We start from the raw sequence: 21,464 nt of genomic DNA on the forward strand, positions 1-21,464 counted from the left end.
CTTTTTTAATGTTTCCACCACCTTATCCGGTCTTTCAGGATATTACAGCGGAAGAATATGAAGAAATGCTTTGCTGTGGCTGCATCCGTGCGGCGGAATATAAAAAGGATACCGTTGTGCTCCACATAGGAGACCGAACAAAGGAATTCGGGATTTTGGTTTCAGGTGAAATTTATATTGAAAATATTGATTTGTGGGGAAATCGTTTGATTCTGCATCAAATTTCTCCTGGAGGGGCTTTTGCGGAAACCTATGCCTTCTGCGATGTGCCCATGATGGTGGATGTAACCGCTGTACAGGATTGTACCATCCTGTTTGTCCATTTAGGCATCTTGCAGACCCCTTGTCATCAATCGAAATCCTGGTATAAAAAACTGATTTATAACTTGCTGATTTTATCCACAAACAAAAATCTTCTTTGGTCCAACCGGGTGTTCTGTATCACACCAAAGCACATCCGGGCAAAGGTGATGACCTATCTTTCCTCAGAGGCCATCAGGCGGGGACAGAGGGAGTTCACCATTCCTTTTGACCGCCAGCAGATGGCGGACTATCTGAATGTGGAGCGAAGCGCTTTATCCAAGGAGCTGGGGCGGATGAAAAAGGATGGTATCCTGACCTTTCGCAAAAATCATTTTTGTCTGCTCAAGCTGGATGATTATCATGGAAACAAATAGAGCTATCGGTTTGATACACAAAAAAGCGCTGCTCTGAGAGAAGCCGTCCATGATTTATACAGCGGCGCACAGAACCCAGTTTGGCCTGAATATGCCGGCTTTTTAAATGACCGGCACCATGGAAGAGACTGAAAGAATGTTGACTTGAATCGTAAATCTATGCTATAAGTGTAACAGTTCTTCATGGAAAAATGGGAGTAAGGCAGCCGGGGATGAAACGGTATAAAATTTGGGGACAGGTGAAGGGCACGGTCTGAAAATAAAAAATCCCGTAACCGAAGCACCGGAAACGAGACAAAGGAGGACAAATATGGACAGAAGAGAAATTTATCAAAGAGTGGATCATACCCTTTTAAAACAGTATGCCACCTGGGAAGAAATTCGTCAGATCTGCGATGACGCCGCGGCCTATCAAACCGCTTCGGTGTGTATTCCTCCCTGTTATGTCAAACAGGCTGCGGATTACCTCCAGGGTCGTGTCACTGTTTGTACCGTAGTGGGCTTCCCCAACGGCAATTGTACAACAGGCACCAAGGTTTATGAAACCAAAGAGGCTATTGCCAATGGAGCCGGGGAGATTGATATGGTGATCAATATCGGCTGGCTCAAGGAAGGAAACACCCAGGCGGTTTTGGAAGAGATCCAGGCTTTGAAAGCGGTCTGCGGAGAGCGGGTGCTCAAGGTGATCATAGAAACCTGTCTGCTGACCGAGGCGGAAAAAATCGAGATGTGCCGCATCGTTACACAATCCGGTGCGGACTATATCAAAACCTCCACCGGTTTTTCTACCGCCGGGGCCACCTTCGCGGACATAGAGCTGTTTGCCAAATATGTGGGGCCCGGGGTGAAAATCAAGGCCGCCGGAGGGATCTCTTCCTTTGAAGACGCGGAGCGTTTTATCCAGCTGGGGGCCTCCCGCCTGGGGACCAGCCGGATTATCCAGCTGGCCAAGGCGGAGACAGAGGCAGGGGCACCCCACAGCGGCAATGACTATTGAGTGCCCCGCATCTTCCATCCATTAAAAGCAGGGGAAAGCCCGCTGCTGTCAGGTTCAGAGCTTGACTTACAGGGTGCCTTTTTGGAGGATGAGACAACCATACAGGGAAGTCTCTCCGGTGGCTACCACGGCATAAGCGTGTTCGGCCTCTTTGTAAAAACCGAATCGCTCAACCATGCCGATGCAGTCGTCACCCCGGTCGTCATGGGCCGCCACAATGGCACGATACTCGTCCCAAATGGGAGTGGGAATATCCTTGTCGCACTCCTGCTTGTCAATAATCAGCACAGGCTTTGAAACGGAACGGTCCAGCGGGAAGAATTGCAGGATAGCGTCCAGAAGCTGTGTGGCTCTGACGCCGTCCGCCCGCACCACGATACTGTGCTTGGCGCTGGAAGCGGAGGGATAGAAAGCGTCGGCGATAACCAAGGTGTCTCCGTGGCCCATTTCAGCCAACACCTTCAGCAGTTCCGGGGAAATACAGGAGGGAATACCTCTTAACATGGAATAACCACCTTTCTGTTTTTTTATGATGTCATAGCATACGAACACGCCGAAAACGGTTCGATTGTACCGAATAAGCTGTGTCGGTTGTCCTCATGACCCGATTTTTGGATTTGAGGCGGCATCCCGACGAAACAGGTTTGCTCAAAAAAGAAAACTTTCATCATACTTGCATCGGGCGAGTAAGGAGAGATGCTTTTTTATGCTTTCAAACTTTTACGGAGGGATTTATAGAAAAAATAAGCCTGTCTCAAATGGCTTTCTGTCATGACGCTCCCTGGGGAAATGTTCTTGTACAGGACGTCATTAACCGCAAAAAATAAAACGAAATCCTAAAAATAAATAACAGACACCCCTTGATGCAGAAAAATGCTGTGTGAAGGGGTGTCTTTCTATGAGCCCAAAATGAAACGACAAAAGGTGATGAAAAAAGCACAATTATAAATCCGGCAGAAAACAGGAGCGCTGAAATGCTTTTGTGAGATGCAGGGGGGACACTTTCCGGCAGATGGCTCAGTATCTGCCGCGGAGATGATAAAAGCGGCCCCAATATTATTTTCTGTAATTTTTCCGCACTTCGTCCAGATAACCGTATACGGTCACCGAAGAAATATTCATTTTTGCGGCAACCTTTTCCACGCTTCCTTTAACCAGAAAAACACCCTTCTCATCCATAAAGGAAATGATTTCAAGACGTTCACGCTTGGTCATTTTTTGTGTTTCCACACTCTTCAGGATGCTGTCGATCAGATCGTCCAATACCTGACCAACACTGCTTACCACATTGTCCTTGGCTCCGTTTGCCGTCACGGATGTTGCGAGAAACTCTTCCATCGCGCTGTACAGGGTTTCCATAGGGGTGATGTCATAGTTGATGCAGAGCGCGCCGATCACCCTTCCCTGGGCGTTACGAATCAGGCTGGTGCTGGATTTGATTTTTTTCCCATCCTCCGTCACAAAGGTGTAGTTGCCCCGGTAGTCGTCAGACAGGCTTCCCGAAAGCAAGACGTCCTTGATCAGGTGATCAAAGCTTTGTCCGATGCTGCGTCCTGTAACGGTATTGTTGCAGACAAATACCACTGAATGTTGGGGAACAGCAAGATCATGGAGCACGACTTCGCAGTTGTTCCCAAAGGTGGAAACGATCATTTTGGCGGTGGGAATAAACTGCTTCAGTTCCGGACTGATGTTGTCGCTTGATATAAAATTCATACAGACCTCTCAATGTAGTCAAATAGTAAAACAGGTTCAATAAAATTTTTTATTTTCTTCATTATATCAAGGCCACTATAAAATGTAAAGTTTGGGGGAGAAGGCCTGCCGCTGAAATTTCATTGCGGCAGATACCTGTCTCCCCCAAAAAATCGTTGTGGAATTTAACGCTGTACGGTGTGAAAAGTGATGATGGATCTTGTACAGCACATATGAAACGGTAAAGAATTATTTATTTGGATTTTCCGCGGCAGTCTACAGGAATGGTTCCCACCACAGCCCCATTGGAGACCAGCACAGCCTCATCGTAAAGATTTACGGTGGGGCAAACATGACTGGGAATCACTTCGATTTTATCTCCTACCTGAACGGTTTTGGAAAATTCCGAATCATAAATCAGTCCATGCTCATCAAACAATCCGGCGATGCGGACATTGTTGGAATCTTTGACATACCCAAATCCCGCTGTGGCACAAATTCCGCTGTCACGGTTTTGGCTGACCAAAGCCTTGGCGCCGGCGTCCAGCACAACACGTTCCTCAGTAGGCTTGGAGATGATGGTGGTCAGCACCGTTGCGGCGCAGTGAGAGAAATCCCCGATGGCGCTGGCTTGTCCCAGATCGAAAAATATATAGGTACCCAGGCGCAGTTCGGTGATCCCTTCCAGAAAAGATCCGTTCATGATGGAAGGAGTAGCACCGATACTGACAGTGTCGATATCGGCGCCCAGCTGACGCATCCGGTCGGCGGCCCGCAGGGTGCGGCGGTATGCCTCTTCTGCTTTTTTGACACAATCATCCCGGTTGGAGGCTTTATAAGTATGTCCCTCGTGAGAGAAAATTCCTTTCAGAACCACATGCTTCTTGGTAAGAATATATTCCACCAATGTATCCAGCTGCTCATCGGTAATGATTCCGCTGCGGTTTTCTCCCACCTCATATTCCATCAGGACTTCCAAAGGCTTCTCTTCCTGCGCGAAGACCTTTTCGATCTGATCGATTTGATAAATGTTATCCACGCCTACACGGATATGAATCTTTTGGTGAAGCTGGCGGACCCTCTCATATTTGGATTCACCCATAATTTCGTTTGCAATAAAAATATCCTTGATTCCTGCCGCGGCCATCACTTCCGCCTCGCCGATTTTTGCGCAGGCAATACCTGCGGCGCCGGCTTCCATCTGTTTTTTGGCAAAGTAGGTCATGCGGTGGGTTTTGATATGGGGACGGAGATCAACTCCCAATTCATTGGCCCGCTGCTGCATCATCTGAATGTTTTCCATTGCCCGGTCCAGATCAATGATCAGGGAAGGGGTATCGATCATTTGGTACATCTGTTTCATAGTATCCTCCTTGGTTACCCACAATAGGAAAGGTGCGAAACGCCTTTCAGGTCCAGATGTATCCCCGGAAAGGTTTTTCTCTGCGATTAATACATCTGCCCATATAAAAATTTATGAGAGGCATACAGGAAGAGAAAAAACGGCGCCGTCAAGGCTGCGCAGCGAAGGCAAGCTGACGCTTGTCCAGGACGCAAACGCAGACAACGGCTGCTTTTTTTATTCCGTTCAGCGGTTTTGCCCTTTGTCCACTGGTGGGTATGATTGATAAATAATTTTCTTTATTTATATTAGCATTGAAAAGTCCAAAGTTCAATATTAAATTATCCTAAACTTAATAAAAGATTATATAAATTTGGCTGTCTTCTTTTATTTATTCTGCGAAAAAACCGGATATTTTAAAGAAAATCATATTTTTTTATTGACTTTCGGAAAAAATATTCTATTATTGAGATAAATTTATCTCACTTTCACCAGCGGTGAAGGGGTAAGAGAAATTGGAGGTGTAAAACGGTGGATTATTTTGAGATCGTCAAACAGTCTGTACACTCTCATCAGGAGATGCTCTGCCAGCTGAGTGACCACATCTGGGATTTGGCGGAAACAAAGTTCGAGGAATATCAGTCCTCAGATTTCTATTGCAGGGTTTTGGAAGAAAATGGATTTGCAGTACAGCGGGGCATTGGAGGCTTGCCTACAGCCTTCAAAGGCAGCTTTGGAACAGGAAAACCTGTAATAGGATATTTGGGAGAGTTTGACGCACTGCCCGGACTGGACCAGAAGGCGGGCAGCTGCATTCAGGAGCCTTCCGGAAACGCTCACACCAGCGGGCATGGATGCGGCCACCATATTTTAGGCGGAGGAGCGTTTGGGGCGGCCTTGGCGCTCAAGGACTACCTGATCCAAACCGGACGCTCCGGAACGGTTATTTTTTATGGATGCCCGGCGGAGGAAGGCGGTTCGGGAAAGGCCTGGATGGTACGGGAACACGTCTTTGATGAATGTGACGCTTTGTTCAGCTGGCATCCCGGAAACACCAATATGGTACTTCCCAGAATATTCCTGGCCTCCATCCAGTCTGTTTTTACCTTCAAAGGGGTAGCAGCTCACGCCGCCGCCTGTCCTCATTTGGGCCGGAGCGCTCTGGATGCTGTGGAACTGATGAATGTGGGCGTCAATTTCCTTCGGGAACATGTCCCCACCGACGTCAAGATGCATTATGCCATCACCGACGCGGGAGGCAACGCCGCCAATATTGTGCAGGCTCACGCATCGGTACTGTACCAGCTGAGGGCCCCCAGAATGTCGGAGGTCAACAGCGTCTACGAGCGGGTTAAACGAATTGCTCAGGGTGCAGCTATGATGACGGATACAACAGTGGAGGTGAAGTTTAACCGCTGCTGCAGTGATCAGCGTCTCATTCCAGCTCTGGATGAAATTGTTTATGAGAACCTGCTCCGGGCCGGACCGGTACCTGTGGATCAGCAGGATATTGATTTTGCCAGAGAAATCAGAAAGACCTTTGCTCCCGATGTTTTTGACTCTGACGCCCGTGACCTGGCCAAGCGCTATGGCAAGGAGGGCGCGAAATGCGGCCAGATGATTCAAGACCGGGAGATTGTAGATGTTATCCCGCCGCTGGAAACCGAGGCTGAGGTAAGCTTTGCATCATCCGATGTGGGGGATGTCAGCCAGGTAAAGCCTGTTTCTCAAATCATGGTGTCGTGTTTTGCCAAGGATACCCCTGCTCATTCCTGGCAGCTGGTTGCCCAAGGTAAAAAGCCATTGGCCCATAAGGCGATGCTTCACACCAGCTTGGTCCTTGGAGCAAGCGGAGCTCGATTGATGGAAGATCCCGCTTTGCTGGAAAAGATCCAGGAACAGTTTGATGAAAGCTGCCAAAAGGACCCCTATACATGGCCTATTCCAGCGGATGCACAGCCTCCGCTGCCCACCCGCTGAGAGCACTATTTTCATAGCAAGAAACGGAGAACAGAAATGCAGATTATCAGAAGCGTAGACAGACTTAAATGCAACGGGCATTATGCTTTGGCAGTGGTGGAAGGCGGGAATGTTTACATTTCCGGGCAATTTTCCACAGACCCTGATACCGGAGAGAAAAAGTTTGGTCCCATTGAGCAAGAGGCACGGCAGGTTTTGAAAAATATCCAGCGAATTCTGCAGGCGGCAGGTTCCGATAAAAGCAAGGTGCTCAAATCCACGATTTATTTGGACAGCCTGCAGAACTGGGAAAAAATCGATCAAATCTACTCCGACTTTTTCGGAGACTGTTATCATGCCCGCACCATTGCCTGCGTCAAAGAACTTCATTATGGATTCAAGCTGGAAATGGATGTGATTGCCTCACTGTAAAAAAACAGGAAAGCTGCGTCTGTTTATATGATTTCAACATTCCGGGAATATTTTGCGAAATGAAGCTGGAAGTCAAAAGCTGTACGACTGCGCAATAGTGAAGCGGAATAAAAGCTGCGGAAAAATTTTTGCCTGATGCAGAATTTTTCAAGGGGACAAGCCATTGCTGTCTTCAACATAAGCATTTGTTATTTTACATATTGCTGTCCGGGAGCAGGTGTGTAAAATAAATATTTTTACTGAGCTGACCACAATATAGGAGGGTTTTTTATGCAAGAAACGACCAAGAAAAAAATGTCGATTCCACATTCCCTGACGATTATTGTTGTTGTGATGCTTCTGGCGTCCGTTCTTACTTATGTCATTCCTGCCGGCAGCTATGACCGTGTCGTCAATGAGGCGGGACAGACTGTTGTGGACCCCAATAGCTTTTATTATGTAGAGGCATCGCCGGTCAATCCTCTCTCCATTTTCAATTATGTGTATATTGGTTTGGATAACGCCAGAAGCATCATCTTCGTTCTGCTTGCAGCAGGAGGCGGACTGGGCATTGTTCTGGATACAGGTGTTTTCCAGGCTGCGGCCGGTTTTCTGAGCAGACGGACAAAAGGTAAGGAATCTCTGGTGATCGCGGCGCTGATGACCATCTTTTGTCTGCTCTGTGTACCAATCAATCTCAATACCTTCATTCCCTTTGCTTCCCTGGGAGTATTGATTGCGGCAAGCTTGGGGTTTGACGCAATCGTGGGCGTCTCCATCATTCTGCTGGGAGGCGCGGTAGGATTTTCCTGCGGCGCAATGAATCTTTCCAATACTGGTACCGCCCAGCAGCTGGCCGAACTGGATATCTTTTCCGGTATGGCATACCGCCTGTTCTGCATGATCCCCTTCCTGATCGCCACTATTTTGTATGTGCTGTGGTATGCCAAAAAGATCAAAAAGGATCCCACCAAGAGCTATGTTTATGGTGCCAAGCTGGAGAACAATTTCGACACCTCCAATATTCCTGAATTTACAAAGGCACATATCCTGCCGTCAATTGTAACTGCTTTGGGCATTGGGTACATCATTTATGTCGCTATTTTTAAATCCCTTACCAACCAGACTTCCACCACCATCTTCATTTATCTGGGCTTTATTGTTGGTATCGTAGCCCGTATGCCCATCAATAAAATCTGCCAGTCCTTTGTCAATGGCGCAAAGGGAATGTGCAGCACCGCAATGCTGCTGGGCTTTGCCTATGCCATCAGCGCGATCCTCACCGCGGGCAACGTTATGGATACAGTGGTTTACGCTTTGGCAAGCGCTTTGTCTTTGGTACCTGAGATCCTGCAGGCTCCCGCTATGTTCATGATGCATGTCATTGTCAACTTCTTCGTTACCTCCGGCAGCGGTCAGGCAGCCATCACCATGCCCATCTTTATCCCCGTTGCGGATCTGGTCCATATGAGCCGCCAAACTGCCGTGCTGGCTTTCAATTTCGGCGATGGATTCTGCAACTTTATTCTTCCTCATGCCGCTGCCACCATGGGATTTGTCGGTGCCGCCGGGATTCCCTTCTCCCGTTAGTTCAAGTTTGCCATCAAACTGTTTGCCATCTGGCTTGTGATCGGTTCTCTGCTTCTGATTTTGGCGACGGTAATTGGTTATGCATAACAGACGTCCAAACAAAGCTGTGTCCCGATAAAAGATCGGTACAGAACAATTAATTTGTATGTGAAAAGAGGGCTCTGTCCAGCGACAGAGCCCTCAGACTATAGAAAAACCTATTTTAAAGGGTAAATAAAATTCAAAACCATAAAAATCAGGACATGTGCCTGATTTTTATCCCACGACCCGCGCCCACCGGGGCGCGAAACCGGGGGTATCGATTCTGGTTTTGTCAGGAACCAGAATCGTATCCAGGGGGTATTGGATACCCCCTGGAAGCGTGTCGAATTTTTTCGACACGCTCAGGGCTCTGTCCAGCGACAGAGCCCTTTTACTGCATAATGAGGGCGTTCCCAAAATTCTGCGGTTGCCACCGTCCCAAAGCTGTCTTTATTGGTGAATCGCATTACAAAGCCCGGCTTTTCAGCCCTCTCCCTGACCGTCGCCATAGCCTTATGGATGAAACCGTTGGGATTATCCAGCCCCGGAATTTTTGCGGCATATTTATCAGGAAAGCCGGCAGCTCCTGCCATGGAATCTTTTCATCATTTATCTCCATTTCTCCTTCTGTCAAATGCTCCATTGGGCTTGCAGAAAATTCCATAAAATGCAAGATGCTGCCTTGACAAGCCTTTTGAAAAAACATATACTATAATATTAGACTGCTTCTTGTAAGGAGGATACGGTTATTGCTGATTTGGTGATTCTGGGCTCCATGCGCAAGCGCTTTTTGTTCACACTGCTGCTTGTTTTGGCGCTCGCCTTGACACTTGCCGCGGCAGTGCGCTATACTGTCCCCCTTGCTGCTATTCCTGAGACACAGGTGCGGCAGCTGGATACCGGCTGGTTTTGTCAGGATGGCGATTCCCTGACGCCGCTGTCCCCACTTCCCTGTGAACCGGATTTTTCCGGCAATACACTTACCCTTGTGCGCAGCCTCGCCGATGGGTCCACGGAGGATATGCTGGCGGTGCAGACCAGGTACCAGTCCCTGCGGGTTTGGGCGGATGATACCCTGATTTATGATGCCGCTCAGGGCAGAGAACATGCTTTGGGAAGTATGTGGCATTTCATTCCTTGTGAGGATTATGCCGGAGCATCCACTCTTCGGGTGGAATTTACGAGGTATGACCAAGGGGACGACGGGAAAATTTCCTCTATATTGCAGGGTCATCCGGATGCCCTTCGCCTCTATCTTCTGTCGGCCCATCTGCCTGCCATCATTGTGTGGATGAGCTGTATGCTGTTCGTGCTGCTGCTGACCGCTATTGGAGGATTTATGGCACTGCGCAGGATTGACGGCGCCCCGCTGGCGCTGATTCTGGCAGCTTTTATATTCCTGTCCGGCACATGGATTTTATTGGATTCCAAAGTAACTACTTTGGACGGCGGCAACTATGCGCTTACCTACTTTTTCAGTTACTGCGCATTTTATCTTCTGCCTGTTCCGCTGCTGGCTTATTCACAGCTTCTGCTGCAGCTGAACAGTAAGCCGCTGCGGCTGCTTACCTGGTTTGCCGCAGGCAATGCCGCTTTCTGGATGCTGCTTCATCTTTTGGACGTAATACCCATCCGCAAAACAGCGGTGAGTGTCCATCTCATTATCCTGATATTTGTGGCGCTGTTGGCCAGAGAGCTTTTCTGTCGGCGGACAGATCGCTTCCAGAGGCGGCTCGTCTGCGGCGTTTGGGGTATTTCCATTGTACTGGCTGTGGCTCTGGCGTCTATTGTTCTGGATTATGTCGGCATCCTGCCCAACACCAACAGCTCCGCGCTTTTTGTCTGGGGCCTGCTTGCCTTGATCCTCTCCATGATCATGGACACCATTTTGCAGATTGGCCAGCTGTGGCAGGAACAGCAGAAGATGCGTTTTTACCAACAACTGGCTACCCAGGATCGAATGACGCTGCTGTCCAACCGCAATGCCTACGAACTGCGGATGCGGGAACTTGTTTCCAACCCGCCCGCTGAGGTGGCTTTTGTCCTCTTTGATATCGACAAAATGAAGACCATCAACGATACCCATGGCCACCACTGCGGCGATCAGGTCATCACTATGGCTGCCCAATGCCTTTTGGATGTATTTGGTCCTTTGGGTGACTGTTACCGCATCGGAGGCGATGAGTTCTGCGTGATCCTCACCACATCGGAACCCATTGCCGGAAAACTGGCAGTTTTTGATAAGCTGGTGGCTTCCCGCAATCCTCACTCGTTCCCGGTGCGGGTGTCCCACGGATGGGCAGCGTGCCGCTTTGCCAAAGGCACAGCAGTATCGCTTGAGAATGTGGAAGGGATCAAGTCGGCGGCGGATGCAGACCTATACCGCAGCAAAAGAGCCGGTGAACCCAGCGAGGAACAACAATGAATAAAAAATGGATGATCTTTCTTTTAGGTGCTGCGGCGGTGCTTGCCGCAGCGGGTCTGCTGTTCTGGCGGCAGAGCAGCAGGCTGGAGATGGATTTTTCTTACAGCGGCGAAGCGTTTGGCAACCCGCTGATGGGTTATGCCCCTTCTGCCTGGCATGACGAGGTAGCTGAGGATGTGACGCTGCTGTATATGGATATCACCTGGCGGGAGCTGGAACCTGAGGAAGGGGTGTTCGACTGGGCCGCCATTGAGGAGGAGAACCAGCTGGAGCGCTGGCGGGCGGAGGGCAAGCATATCGTGCTGCGCTTTTTGTGTGACCTGCCCGGCGAAGAAGACCACCGGGATATTCCAGACTGGCTTTGGGAAAAAACCGGCGGTGCCGGGGAGGCCTATGCCAACTCTTATGGCCGCGGTTTTTCGCCGGATTACAGCCACCCGGAGTTCATCGCCTGTCACCAGCGGGCGGTGAAAGCACTGGGCGAGCGCTACGGCGGCGATGACTTTATCAGCTTCATCGAGCTGGGCAGTCTGGGCCATTGGGGTGAATGGCACATACACACCTCTGACGGACTGCCTCCCATGCCGGATCAGCAAGTGAGGGCCCAATACGTGGAGCACTGGGTTGCGGCTTTTCCCAACGCCCGCATTCTGATGCGCCGTCCCTTTGCGGAGGCGCAGGAGCACGGTTTGGGCCTGTACAACGATATGTCTGGCTACCCTGAAGCCACAGCCCAATGGCTGGACTGGATTTACCAGGGCGGGGAATATGACCAGACCGGTGAGGCGGACGCCCTTGTGCCCATGCCCGACGCCTGGAAGACCGCTCCGGTGGGCGGCGAGTTCACAAGCTCCCTGCCTATGGAGCAGATGCTGGATGAGCAGCTGGAGACCACTATCGCCCTTTTGCGGGATTCACATACCACCTTCCTGGGACCAAAAATCGCGGATGAGGAGTACCGGGAGGGTTATGATGCGGTACTTTTGAATCTGGGATACCGGCTCTGGATCTCCCAGGCAGACCTTTCTCCCGGGCTGCTGAAGGGGGTGGAGATCACGCTGACCTGGCAGAATAGCGGCGTCGCGCCCCTGTATGCTGATTGGCCGGTGTATCTTCAGTCTGTGGACGGGGATGGCCGGGTTTTGGAACAGGCAGAGGTGACGCTGCCCCTGTCCCAGCTGCTGCCCGGACAGATTATTCAGACCTCGACCGTTTTGCCCGACACAAAGCTTCGGGGATCCCACCGCTGCGCCGCTTTGCAGCTGGTGATTGTGGACCCGATGACCGGCCTGCCTGCGGTCCGCCTCGCCAACGGGGAGGCGGCGGGGGAGGAACGTGTGATGGTTTTGTGGAAAGCATTGTAACACACGCCGAAACAAAGCAGGAAAAAACGTCACTTTGCCCAGAGGACAGGAGCTTCACAGTCGCCGGATTTTATGCTATGATGTTTTATGTTATCAATATAAAACGTTGGCAAACACGGGTAAATCCGTGGACGCAAAGCCTTAGTGCCTAAACAGAGTTTTTCTGCATGGTTGACTGGCCGCAACAATGCTTGTTGCGGCCAGTTTTTTGTATAGAGGAGATTGGCTATGCTCACCGAATACGATGCTCTGATCATGAAAGAGACCGGCGGCGTGATATCCTTTGTCCATACAAAGATTTCCGCCGACAAAATGCCCGACACAATTAACGGCGAGAGCGGCCACCACATCTGCTATGTGAAGGTTTTGACCGAACTGATCGCCCGGGAACTGGTGCGGCAGACCGACCGCTATGATCTGGATGAAGAAAAGATCCAGCGGATTGCCCTGGCTTCCTGCCTGCACGACATTGGAAAATCCCGCATCCCCAAAGCCATTCTGGAAAAACGGGATATTCTGAGCCCTGTTGAATACGATATCGTAAAAAAACACACCACCTTCGGCGGGGAGATGCTTGAGCGCTTCGGCGGTACATTGGACCCCCAGACCAGAGCCTACGCGATGGATGTGTGTCTGTTCCACCATGAGCGTATTGACGGTACAGGCTATCCCCACGGGCTCAAGGATGATGAAATCCCCATCTGGGCGCAGATCGTTTCCATCGCTGATGCTTACGAGGCCATCACCTCGGAGCGCAGCTACAAAAAAGCGCTCTCCCGGGACGTGGCGCTGGAGATGATTTCCAACGGTATGTGCGGTGTGTTTGACCCGCTGTTGATCCAGTGTTTGATCCGTGTGGCGGACCACCGCCAGCTGGAGGATATCCGCAGCAGCCTTATGGCTTCCAGGGCTTTGTACGTCGATCCCTATTCGCTGCCCCCTAAAAAGGTGCTGCTGATGGGCAACCTGCGCTATGTTACCCCGCAGTTTCTCCAGGACAGCTTTCCTGACGCTCACATCTCCATCATCGGAAAATGTGCGGTGGACCCGGGCCGGGGCGTGAAGGTCTACGACGTTGAGATGCCCAACTACAAGGCAATTCTGAGTACTTACGATTTTGATCTCATTATCTATTTTGCCAACGAGCTGACCTATGACACTATCGCCCCCAGCGATACCGAGACGCTGCGCCAGGTGATGAAGGCGGGCAAATATCTTTCCGGTGAGACCAAGTTTCTCTACCTCTCCTCCCTGGACGCCGTCTTTGACAGCTCCAGCGACCGGGGTATCATCTCCGCCGCCAAGGAGAATGTCTGCCTGTACTGGGCGGAGCAGAACCATATTAACCTCAAGATCGTACGCATTCCCTACCTCTACAACGGAGCCGCAGAGGACGACTTTCTCCACGACCTGTTTGAGCAAATGCGTATTCGCCGTACAGTGCGCCTGCGGGAGTCCGAGACCTCCCAGCTGCACTTTCTCTCCCTGAGCGACCTGTCCGCGCTGATCGTTCGGCTGGCTGATTTATGGGCGCCGGGAGAGGGCGTACTTACGGTGAACGATGATTTTCATATCACCTTCGGCCAGCTGTGCAAGGAGCTGTCCCGGCTGGCGCCGGGTGTGACCTTCGAATTCACCGGCAAAAACCCACCCAAGCGGCTGGATCTGAAAAACACTGCCCTCAAGCAGCAGTACAGCTGGTTTGCCGCCGTCTCGCTGCTCACCGACCTGCCGGACGAATACCACGCTTACAAGGCCAGCCTCGGGTCCGCCGGCTCCCCATGGAAGAAGCTGAAGGCTCTTTGGGGGCGGCATTCCGCCGCGCTGCGTATTGTGGAAACAGTGCTGTTGTTTCTCCTTTGTGAATTTCTGGTGCAGCTCACCGATTCGGCACTGTTTTTCTCCCTTGTGGACTTCCGCCTGGCATACATTGTCATCATTGCCACCCTCTACGGCCTGCCCTATGGCATGGGTGCGGCCACCCTTTGCTCCATTTCCTGGATCGCGGCAAAGGTGCTGGACGGCACCAACTGGCTGACACTGTTTTATGAGCCCACCAACTGGCTCACCTTCATCTTTTTCTACCTGGTGGGGGGCATCTGCGGATATGTGAAGCTGAAAAAGGATGATCAGATCCGTTTCACCACTGAAGAAAACCGTCTTCTGGAGGAAAAGCTGTCCTTTACCCGCCAGATCTATGAGGATACCTTCCGGGAAAAGCAGGATCTGAAAAAGCAGATTATCGGTTCCAAGGACAGTTTCGGCAAGATCTTTGATATTACCCGTCAGCTGAATACCGTAGATTCCCGGGAACTGTATCTCAAAATCGTGGACAGCTTCGAGGGCATTCTGGAAAACAAGACCCTCAGCGTATATTCAGTGAGCCAGGATAGCGCCTTCGCCCGGCTGGAGGTGGCCTCCCGCAGCATCATGCACGACGTCTCACGCTCCATCTCTCTGGACACTTACGCTCCGGTGATGGAGGTGCTCAACCGGGGTGAGGTGTGGCGCAACACCCGCTTTCTGCCCCATATGCCCATGTTCGCCTGCGGTATCCGCCAGGACGACAAGCCCCTGCTGCTGATTTTTATCTGGAGCGCCCAGACGCACCAGCGCTCCCTGTATTATGTGAATCTGTTTCGCATTCTGTGCGATTTGACCCAGATGTCCTTTATCCGCGCCCACGAATACAGCCGCGCTATGCACGACCGGCAGTATGTGAGCCATACCATCCTGCAGAACGCCCCTACATTCCGCAATTCGCTGAATGTTTTCCAAGAGCTGCAAGAGCGGCGGGTGTTTCAGTTTTTGCAGCTGAAAGTGGACGCCGGCGGCCGCTCAAAAGAGGAGATGAGCGAGCTGCTTGCCCGGTGTGTGCGCACCAACGATGTGGCGGGTATTTTGGAGGACGGCAGCATCTGGCTGCTTTTGTCCCAGGCGGGGGATGAGGACCTGAAGTTCATTCTGCCCCGTTTCCAGCGTTTGGGCCTTTCGGCGCAGGTGGCCCAGGTGCCCGACTGGTGCGATATGCCGGTTCAGGAGGCTGTTCTGACGGAAATCACGGAGACGCCGCTGGAAGAGATTACGGATACGCCTCTGACAAAAATCCCGGAATCTTCCACGGCAAAGGAGCAAAAGAATCTTCCGGCAAAATCTCCCAGGATCCCGCCGACAGAAAAGCGCCCTGTTCCGCCGGTCAGAAAGGCGGCTCCGCAGCCTGCCCGCCGGTTCGCCGCGGCCCGCCGGACCAAATCAGCGAAGAACAAGCTCCGTTTGGGAAATCTTCTTGATTCGCTGCTGGGCGGACGCCGGTGGTGACGGGCGTTCCACGGAAAACCATTGACTGCGCAGAGGTAACAAAACAAAATGATTAGGTACGAAGTCATTTTTGGGGGCCTGATGCTCCTTCATCTGATCTGCTGCATCCTTATTTTCATTGGTATCCGGACCAGGGTGCTGAAGGTGCGCCGTCTGATGGTTCCGGTAGCTCTTCTGGTACCCTTTTGGGGCGAGATACTGGTACTGGTGCTGCATTTTCAGATCCTGTTCGGGCAGACCGACCTCAGCGAGGCGGGGGTAGAGAAGTTCCAGGTGGACTCGGAGCTCTACAAAGCCATCCAGCGGGATGAGAGCCGTGTTTCCAACTCCACTGTCGCTATGGAGGAGGCGCTGATTGTAAACACCCCCAAGGAGCGCCGCGCCCTCATTATGGATATCCTCAACGACAACCCCAAGGCCTATGTGGAATTTTTGAAGATGGCCGGCAACAACGATGACACCGAGGTGGTGCACTACGCCGTTACCGCCATGGTGAACATTGCCAAGGAAAACGATCAGACCCTTTGGGAACTGGAGGAAAAGTACACCCAAAATCCCGATGATCCGGTGCTGCTGGCGGACTACTGCGACTTTTTGTGGCGCTGTCTGGAGCAGGGATTGATGCAGGGCCAGGTGGAGCGGATGAACCGCAATCTGTTTGATACCCTCATCCAGAAGAAGATGCGCAGCGGCCCCGCTGTCGCGGCTGATTATCTGCGCTGCATCCAGAACAACATGGCCCTGAAAAACTATGTCGCGGTCGCCTCTTGTCTGGAGAGTGCCCGCCGGCTCTGGCCCCGCAATGAGGATTTTCTGATCCAGCAGATCCAGTACCTGGCAGATCTGGAGCGGGGTGAGGAGCTGCAGAAGCTGCTGCGCCAGCTGGAGGAAAAGGACTTGTATCTCACTGCCAAGGTAAAAGAGGTGGTCGCGTTTTGGAAAGACTGAGGGCAAAATTTGCCTCATTTGAATACAAGGGCCTTGCGGCCATCGTCCTGGTGTTTGCTCTTATGGCGGTAGTTCTGTTCGCCGAACGCAGCGGTATCCGATATCAGTATAACACCTTTTCGCTGTCATTCCTGCCCGCAGGCTCCACCTTGTCCAAGGCGGAGGCACTGGCCGGGGTTCCGCGGGACTGCCTGCTTTTGTATAACAGCGAACGCGCCGACAGCTGTATGGCACTGGAGGAGTTCGAGGTCATCCTCACCGACATGAAGGTGGGCCATGATACGGTGGACCTGGCCCGCACGGACGCCTACGCCTTCAAGGACTACAAGACGGCGGTGCTGCTGCTGAGCAACCTGTCGGATCTGGGGGACAAGCTCACCGAGCTGGACGAATGGGTCTATAACGGAGGCGGGGCGCTGCTGCCTTTGACCCTTTCCAAGGAAACCTACTTCTCGGTCATGGCGCCCAAGTTCGGCATTGTGGAGTCCTCTTACGATTATACTCTGGTGGAAGGTATCTATGTGACGGAGAGTTTCATGGCAGGCGGCGGCCGGGGCTTTGCCATCACCGACCCATGGAATTCGGCCCTCACCGTGCAGCTGGCGGAATCCGACCAGGTGAAGGTACACGCCTGCACCGACAACGAATGGAAGCTGCCGCTGATATGGGAGAGCCGTTATGGCAGCGGCCGTTTTGTGCTGGACAACTTTGGCATCTTCACCAAGGAGATGCGGGGGTTGTATGCCGCGTCCTACAGCCTGCTGACCTCCATTACCGTCTATCCGGTGATCAACGCCTCCTGCTTTTATCTGGATGACTTTCCCTCTCAGGTGCCATCGGGCAGCAACGAGTACATCTGGCGGGATTACGGCACGTCCACCCGGGATTTTTATGTGAACATCTGGTGGCCGGACATGATGAATCTGGCCGACCGTTACGGCCTCAAATACACCGGCCTTGCCATCCAGTGCTACGACGAACGGGTGGATGGCACCACCACCGACTCGGCAGATAAGGAGACTTATTTGAACTTCGGCAATATGCTGCTGCGTATGGGCGGCGAGATCGGCTACCACGGCTACAATCACCAGCCCCTGTGCCTGGATGACTGTGACTACAACGGCGTTTACGACTATAAGACCTGGCAGAGTGAGGAAGCCATGGCCAGCGCTCTGGATACGCTGTTTGAGCTGTGCGACGAGCTGTTCCCGGGAGTGGAGATGTCGGTGTATGTGCCGCCCTCCAACATCATGTCTCAGGGGGCGCAGGAGTTTCTGATCCGGGAATATCCCCAGATCCGTTCCATTTCCGGCATCTATTTCGAATCCAATGACCTGGATTTCTACTGCACCCAGGAGTTTGATGTGGGCGAAAATGGAGTGGTGGAGCAGCCACGTATCATCTCCGGCTGTGCCCTGGAGGATTACATGAAGCTGGCGGCTCTCTCGGAACTGAACTTCCACTATGTCAACAGCCATTTCACCCATCCGGACGACGCGCTGGACCCGCAACGGGGTGCGGAGCTGGGCTGGGAGGAACTGAAGGCTCAGTTCACTTCCTATCTGGATTGGCTTTACACTGCCGCCCCCAACATCCGGAATTTCACCGGCAGCGAGATGGCTGCTGCTGTGCAGCGATACGCCAGTATCACTGTTTCCACCGAAATAAACGGCGATGTGCTGAAGGTCCACCTGGGCAACTTTATTGACGAGGCGCAGCTGATGGTGCGCTTCAATGACGCTGTCCCCCATACGGTGGAGGGCGGAACACTAGAACCGCTCACGGAAACCCTGTATTTTCTGCGGGCGGACCAGCCCGACGTGACCGTAACATTTGCATAGAAAGGCGGCTAGTATCCTTATGCGCATCTGTTTGGTGCTGGAGGGATGTTATCCCTATGTCAACGGCGGTGTTTCCACCTGGATGCATCAGTACATAACCGAAATGCCCCAGCATGAGTTCGTACTGTGGGTCATCGCCGCCAAGCGGGAGGACAAGGACAAATTTGTCTATCAGCTGCCCTCCAATGTCACCGAGGTACATCAGGTTTTTTTGGATGACGCGCTGCGCCTGAAGGGCGACGGCGTGATAGACCATACCTTCACCCCCGCTGAGACCCGGGCGCTGGAGGAGCTGATCGGCTCCGGCAGCCCGGACTGGGATCTGCTTTTTTCCATGTATCAGGTGCGGCGTATCGATCCCATGGCCTACCTGAAAAGTGAAGCCTTTCTGCGGGAGTTTGAGGAGAGCCTGGAGCGGCACTACCCCTATATTGCCTATGCCGACGCTTTTCACTCCACCCGCTCCCGGCTGCTGCCGGTGCTGTACCTGCTGGGGGTGGATGTGCCCAAGGCCGATTGTTATCACGCCATCTGTACAGGCTATGGCGGACTGCTGGCTTGTCTGGGGGCCCATCTGTACAAAAAGCCTCTGCTGCTTACTGAACATGGCATTTACACCCGGGAGCGGGAGGAAGAAATCATCGGCGCCCAGTGGGTGGGAAAAGCCTTCAAGCAGCACTGGATCCGTTTTTTCTATATGCTTTCCTCACTCATTTACACCCGGGCGTGGCGGGTCACCAGCCTCTATCGGGGGGCCATGGAGATGCAGATCGACATGGGCGCGGCCCGGGAAAAATGCTTGGTCATCGCCAACGGTATCAGCTACGAAAAGTTCTGCGAGATCCCCCGCAAGCAGGAGGACGGCATGGTGGACATCGGCGCCGTGGTGCGCTTTGCTCCCATCAAGGATATCAAAACCATGATCTACGCCTTCTATGAGCTGTGCAGCCGGATGGACAACGTACGGCTGCATATCCTGGGCGGTGTGGACGATCAGGAGTACGCGGATGAGTGCCTTACCCTTATCAATCAGCTTAGCCTGAAAGAAAAGGTGGTGATTCCCGGCCGGGTGGACGTGGCGGAGTATTTTCAGAAGCTGGACTTCACCATCCTGTCCTCCCTGTCAGAAGGGCAGCCGCTGTCAGTGCTGGAATCCTTCGCGGCGGGGCTGCCGGTGGTCACCACTGACGTGGGCTGCTGCAGTGAGCTGATTCTGGGTGTTCCTCCGGATGAGTTCGGCCGGGCGGGCTACTTCGTGCCTCCCATGCAGCGGGAAAAGATGGCTGACGCCATGGAGCTGCTGGCTGCCTCCCGCAAGACGCGGCTGGAGATGGGCCGGCAGGGGCAGCTGCGGGCCTGCACCTATTTCCGCTATAACATCATGCTCTCAAAATACTGCGCGCTCTACAAGGAGGTGGAGGAACTTGGCCGGCATCGGCTTCGAGCTGAAGAAACTGTTTAAGCGCACCGGTGTTCTGGCCTCCATGTGGGCCTTTGGTTACGCCACCGTCATCACCACCGGCCCCATGCTGCTGGGCATTGTGCTGCTGCTGGGCCTGATGACCATCTGTGTGTTGGGTGGTATTTCCACCTTTGACCGGGAACTGCTGGTGTGCATGATCACCTATGTGCTGCTGGCCTCGGTAACGATAACCTCCTTTTTCTCCATGGTGGTCACCCGTTTCACCGCTGATATGCTGTTCGAGGAGCAGAACGACCGGGTGCTGCCCTCCTTCTGGGGATCATCCCTTTTGATGCTGGCGGCGGGCGGCGCTTTGTGGGGGGTGTTTCTGGTCTTTTCCGGTGCCACCTTGGTACAGGGTGTGCTTTTATTCCTGCTGTTTCAGGAACTGGTGCTGGTGTGGAACGCCATGAGCTACCTCACTGCCATCAAAGACTACCGCAATATGTTCTGCTCTTTCTTTGCTGCCATCGGTGTGGCGCTGGTGCTGGGCTATGTACTGGTGATGGCGGGCGGGCCGCCTGTGGAATCGCTGCTGCTGGCGGTGTCGGCGGGTTATGGGGTGAAGGCCGTCTGGGATGCGGTGCTGCTCTATCGCCATTTCCCCAGGTCTGATGCACCGGCCTTCGCCTTCCTGGAATGGATGGACAAATTTTCCGCGCTGGCCTGGATCGGTTTTTTCACCAACATGGGTTTGTTTTCTCATCTGGTCATCATGTGGTTCAGCGAGGTGGGTGTGCGGGTAAAGGGATTGTTTTTCGGTGCGCCCTATCATGATATCCCCGCGCTGCTGGCTTTTCTGACCATCCTGATCACCACCGTGAACTTTGTGGTGTCGGTGGAGGTGAACTTTTACCCAAAGTATCGCAACTACAACAGTCTTTACAGCGATAAGGGCACAGGCCATGACATCCTCCAGGCGGAAAAGGAGATGCTGGCGGTGCTCAAAAGCGAGCTCTTTTACACCGCTCTCAAGCAGCTGCTGTTTTCCGCCCTGGCGATCTCGCTGGGCGGCTATCTGCTGGATCTGCTTCCCCTGGGCTTCAACGAGATGATGAAGGGCTATTTCCGTACCCTGTGCGTTGCCTATGGTCTGTACGCCATCGGCAATATGCTCATGCTCATCCTGCTGTATTTCATCGATTACCGGGGCGCTTTGCGGGCGACAGCGGCCTTTGCCGCCGGGTCTGTGGGATTTTCGGTGATCTCGCTGTTTTTTCCGTCAGTGTACTACGGATTTGGTTTTTTGCTGGCATCTTTGATTTTTCTGGTACAGCTGCTGATGAGGCTGAATTATTATATCAAGCGCCTGCCCTATTACATCCTCTGCGTGCAGCCGCTTGTGGAGGAAACATCCCACGGCCCCGGAAAAAGGGCCGCCGGCTGGCTGGAGCGACATTTTGGAGAGGAGTGA

16 protein-coding genes and 1 riboswitch are annotated in these 21,464 nt (G+C 52.5%); of the genes, 12 read left to right on the forward strand and 4 right to left on the reverse strand.

Features of this window, described 5'->3' with window-relative positions:
* The first annotated feature begins 8 nt into the window (after positions 1-8).
* The gene (locus BQ5383_RS13135; protein ID WP_071432660.1) at positions 9-677 is read left to right on the forward strand and encodes a Crp/Fnr family transcriptional regulator; all 669 of its coding nucleotides are present in this window, start codon (positions 9-11) and stop codon (positions 675-677) included.
* A 310-nt stretch (positions 678-987) separates the two neighbouring features.
* Entirely contained in the window at positions 988-1,674 is a 687-nt protein-coding gene (deoC, locus tag BQ5383_RS13140) for a deoxyribose-phosphate aldolase (protein ID WP_071432662.1), read from the forward strand.
* 66 nt (positions 1,675-1,740) lie between these two features.
* On the opposite strand, the gene BQ5383_RS13145 is transcribed toward deoC, so the two are convergent.
* The 3 genes from BQ5383_RS13145 to BQ5383_RS13155 all read right to left on the reverse strand — a co-directional run bounded on the left by BQ5383_RS13145 (position 1,741) and on the right by BQ5383_RS13155 (position 4,732).
* Positions 1,741-2,178, reverse strand: a complete 438-nt coding sequence (locus tag BQ5383_RS13145; protein WP_071432664.1) for an RbsD/FucU family protein — start codon at positions 2,176-2,178, stop codon at positions 1,741-1,743.
* A 552-nt stretch (positions 2,179-2,730) separates the two neighbouring features.
* On the reverse strand, positions 2,731-3,390 hold the full coding sequence (locus tag BQ5383_RS13150; RefSeq protein ID WP_071432666.1) for a helix-turn-helix transcriptional regulator: 660 nt from the start codon (positions 3,388-3,390) through the stop codon (positions 2,731-2,733).
* A gap of 232 nt (positions 3,391-3,622) precedes the next feature.
* Positions 3,623-4,732, reverse strand: coding sequence for an alanine racemase (locus tag BQ5383_RS13155; RefSeq protein WP_071432667.1), 1,110 nt, complete (start codon positions 4,730-4,732; stop codon positions 3,623-3,625).
* A 510-nt stretch (positions 4,733-5,242) separates the two neighbouring features.
* Between BQ5383_RS13155 and BQ5383_RS13160 the strand changes: the two genes are divergently transcribed.
* The 3 genes from BQ5383_RS13160 (at position 5,243) to BQ5383_RS13170 (ending at position 8,671) form a co-directional block, all read left to right on the forward strand.
* Positions 5,243-6,691, forward strand: coding sequence for an amidohydrolase (locus BQ5383_RS13160; protein ID WP_083389969.1), 1,449 nt, complete (start codon positions 5,243-5,245; stop codon positions 6,689-6,691).
* Positions 6,692-6,727: 36 nt separating this feature from the next.
* Positions 6,728-7,102, forward strand: a complete 375-nt coding sequence (locus BQ5383_RS13165; protein ID WP_071432669.1) for a RidA family protein — start codon at positions 6,728-6,730, stop codon at positions 7,100-7,102.
* A 270-nt stretch (positions 7,103-7,372) separates the two neighbouring features.
* Positions 7,373-8,671: a YfcC family protein gene (locus BQ5383_RS13170; protein WP_083389970.1), complete on the forward strand. Its 1,299-nt coding sequence runs from the start codon at positions 7,373-7,375 to the stop codon at positions 8,669-8,671.
* Between the two features lie 383 nt (positions 8,672-9,054).
* On the opposite strand, the gene BQ5383_RS13175 is transcribed toward BQ5383_RS13170, so the two are convergent.
* Entirely contained in the window at positions 9,055-9,285 is a 231-nt protein-coding gene (locus BQ5383_RS13175; protein ID WP_071432671.1) for a hypothetical protein, read from the reverse strand.
* A 167-nt stretch (positions 9,286-9,452) separates the two neighbouring features.
* On the opposite strand from BQ5383_RS13175, the gene BQ5383_RS13180 reads away from it, so the two are divergent.
* The 7 genes from BQ5383_RS13180 to pelG all read left to right on the forward strand — a co-directional run bounded on the left by BQ5383_RS13180 (position 9,453) and on the right by pelG (position 21,464).
* Positions 9,453-11,117, forward strand: coding sequence for a GGDEF domain-containing protein (locus tag BQ5383_RS13180; protein WP_235822035.1), 1,665 nt, complete (start codon positions 9,453-9,455; stop codon positions 11,115-11,117).
* Positions 11,114-12,481, forward strand: a complete 1,368-nt coding sequence (locus tag BQ5383_RS13185; RefSeq protein WP_071432675.1) for a DUF4832 domain-containing protein — start codon at positions 11,114-11,116, stop codon at positions 12,479-12,481. The genes BQ5383_RS13180 and BQ5383_RS13185 overlap by 4 nt, the downstream gene beginning before the upstream one ends.
* 98 nt (positions 12,482-12,579) lie before the next feature.
* Positions 12,580-12,668: riboswitch (cyclic di-GMP riboswitch) on the forward strand.
* A gap of 41 nt (positions 12,669-12,709) precedes the next feature.
* Entirely contained in the window at positions 12,710-15,799 is a 3,090-nt protein-coding gene (locus BQ5383_RS13190; RefSeq protein ID WP_071432677.1) for an HD-GYP domain-containing protein, read from the forward strand.
* A 48-nt stretch (positions 15,800-15,847) separates the two neighbouring features.
* Positions 15,848-16,747, forward strand: coding sequence for a hypothetical protein (locus BQ5383_RS13195; protein ID WP_071432679.1), 900 nt, complete (start codon positions 15,848-15,850; stop codon positions 16,745-16,747).
* Positions 16,735-18,588, forward strand: coding sequence for a DUF2194 domain-containing protein (locus BQ5383_RS13200; protein ID WP_235821985.1), 1,854 nt, complete (start codon positions 16,735-16,737; stop codon positions 18,586-18,588). Before BQ5383_RS13195 ends, BQ5383_RS13200 begins: the two co-directional genes overlap by 13 nt.
* 19 nt (positions 18,589-18,607) lie before the next feature.
* On the forward strand, positions 18,608-20,050 hold the full coding sequence (gene pelF / locus BQ5383_RS13205; RefSeq protein ID WP_071432681.1) for a GT4 family glycosyltransferase PelF: 1,443 nt from the start codon (positions 18,608-18,610) through the stop codon (positions 20,048-20,050).
* Positions 20,013-21,464, forward strand: a complete 1,452-nt coding sequence (gene pelG, locus BQ5383_RS13210) for an exopolysaccharide Pel transporter PelG (RefSeq protein WP_071432683.1) — start codon at positions 20,013-20,015, stop codon at positions 21,462-21,464. Before pelF ends, pelG begins: the two co-directional genes overlap by 38 nt.

Source organism: Angelakisella massiliensis, assembly GCF_900104675.1.
GTDB lineage: Bacteria > Bacillota > Clostridia > Oscillospirales > Ruminococcaceae > Angelakisella > Angelakisella massiliensis.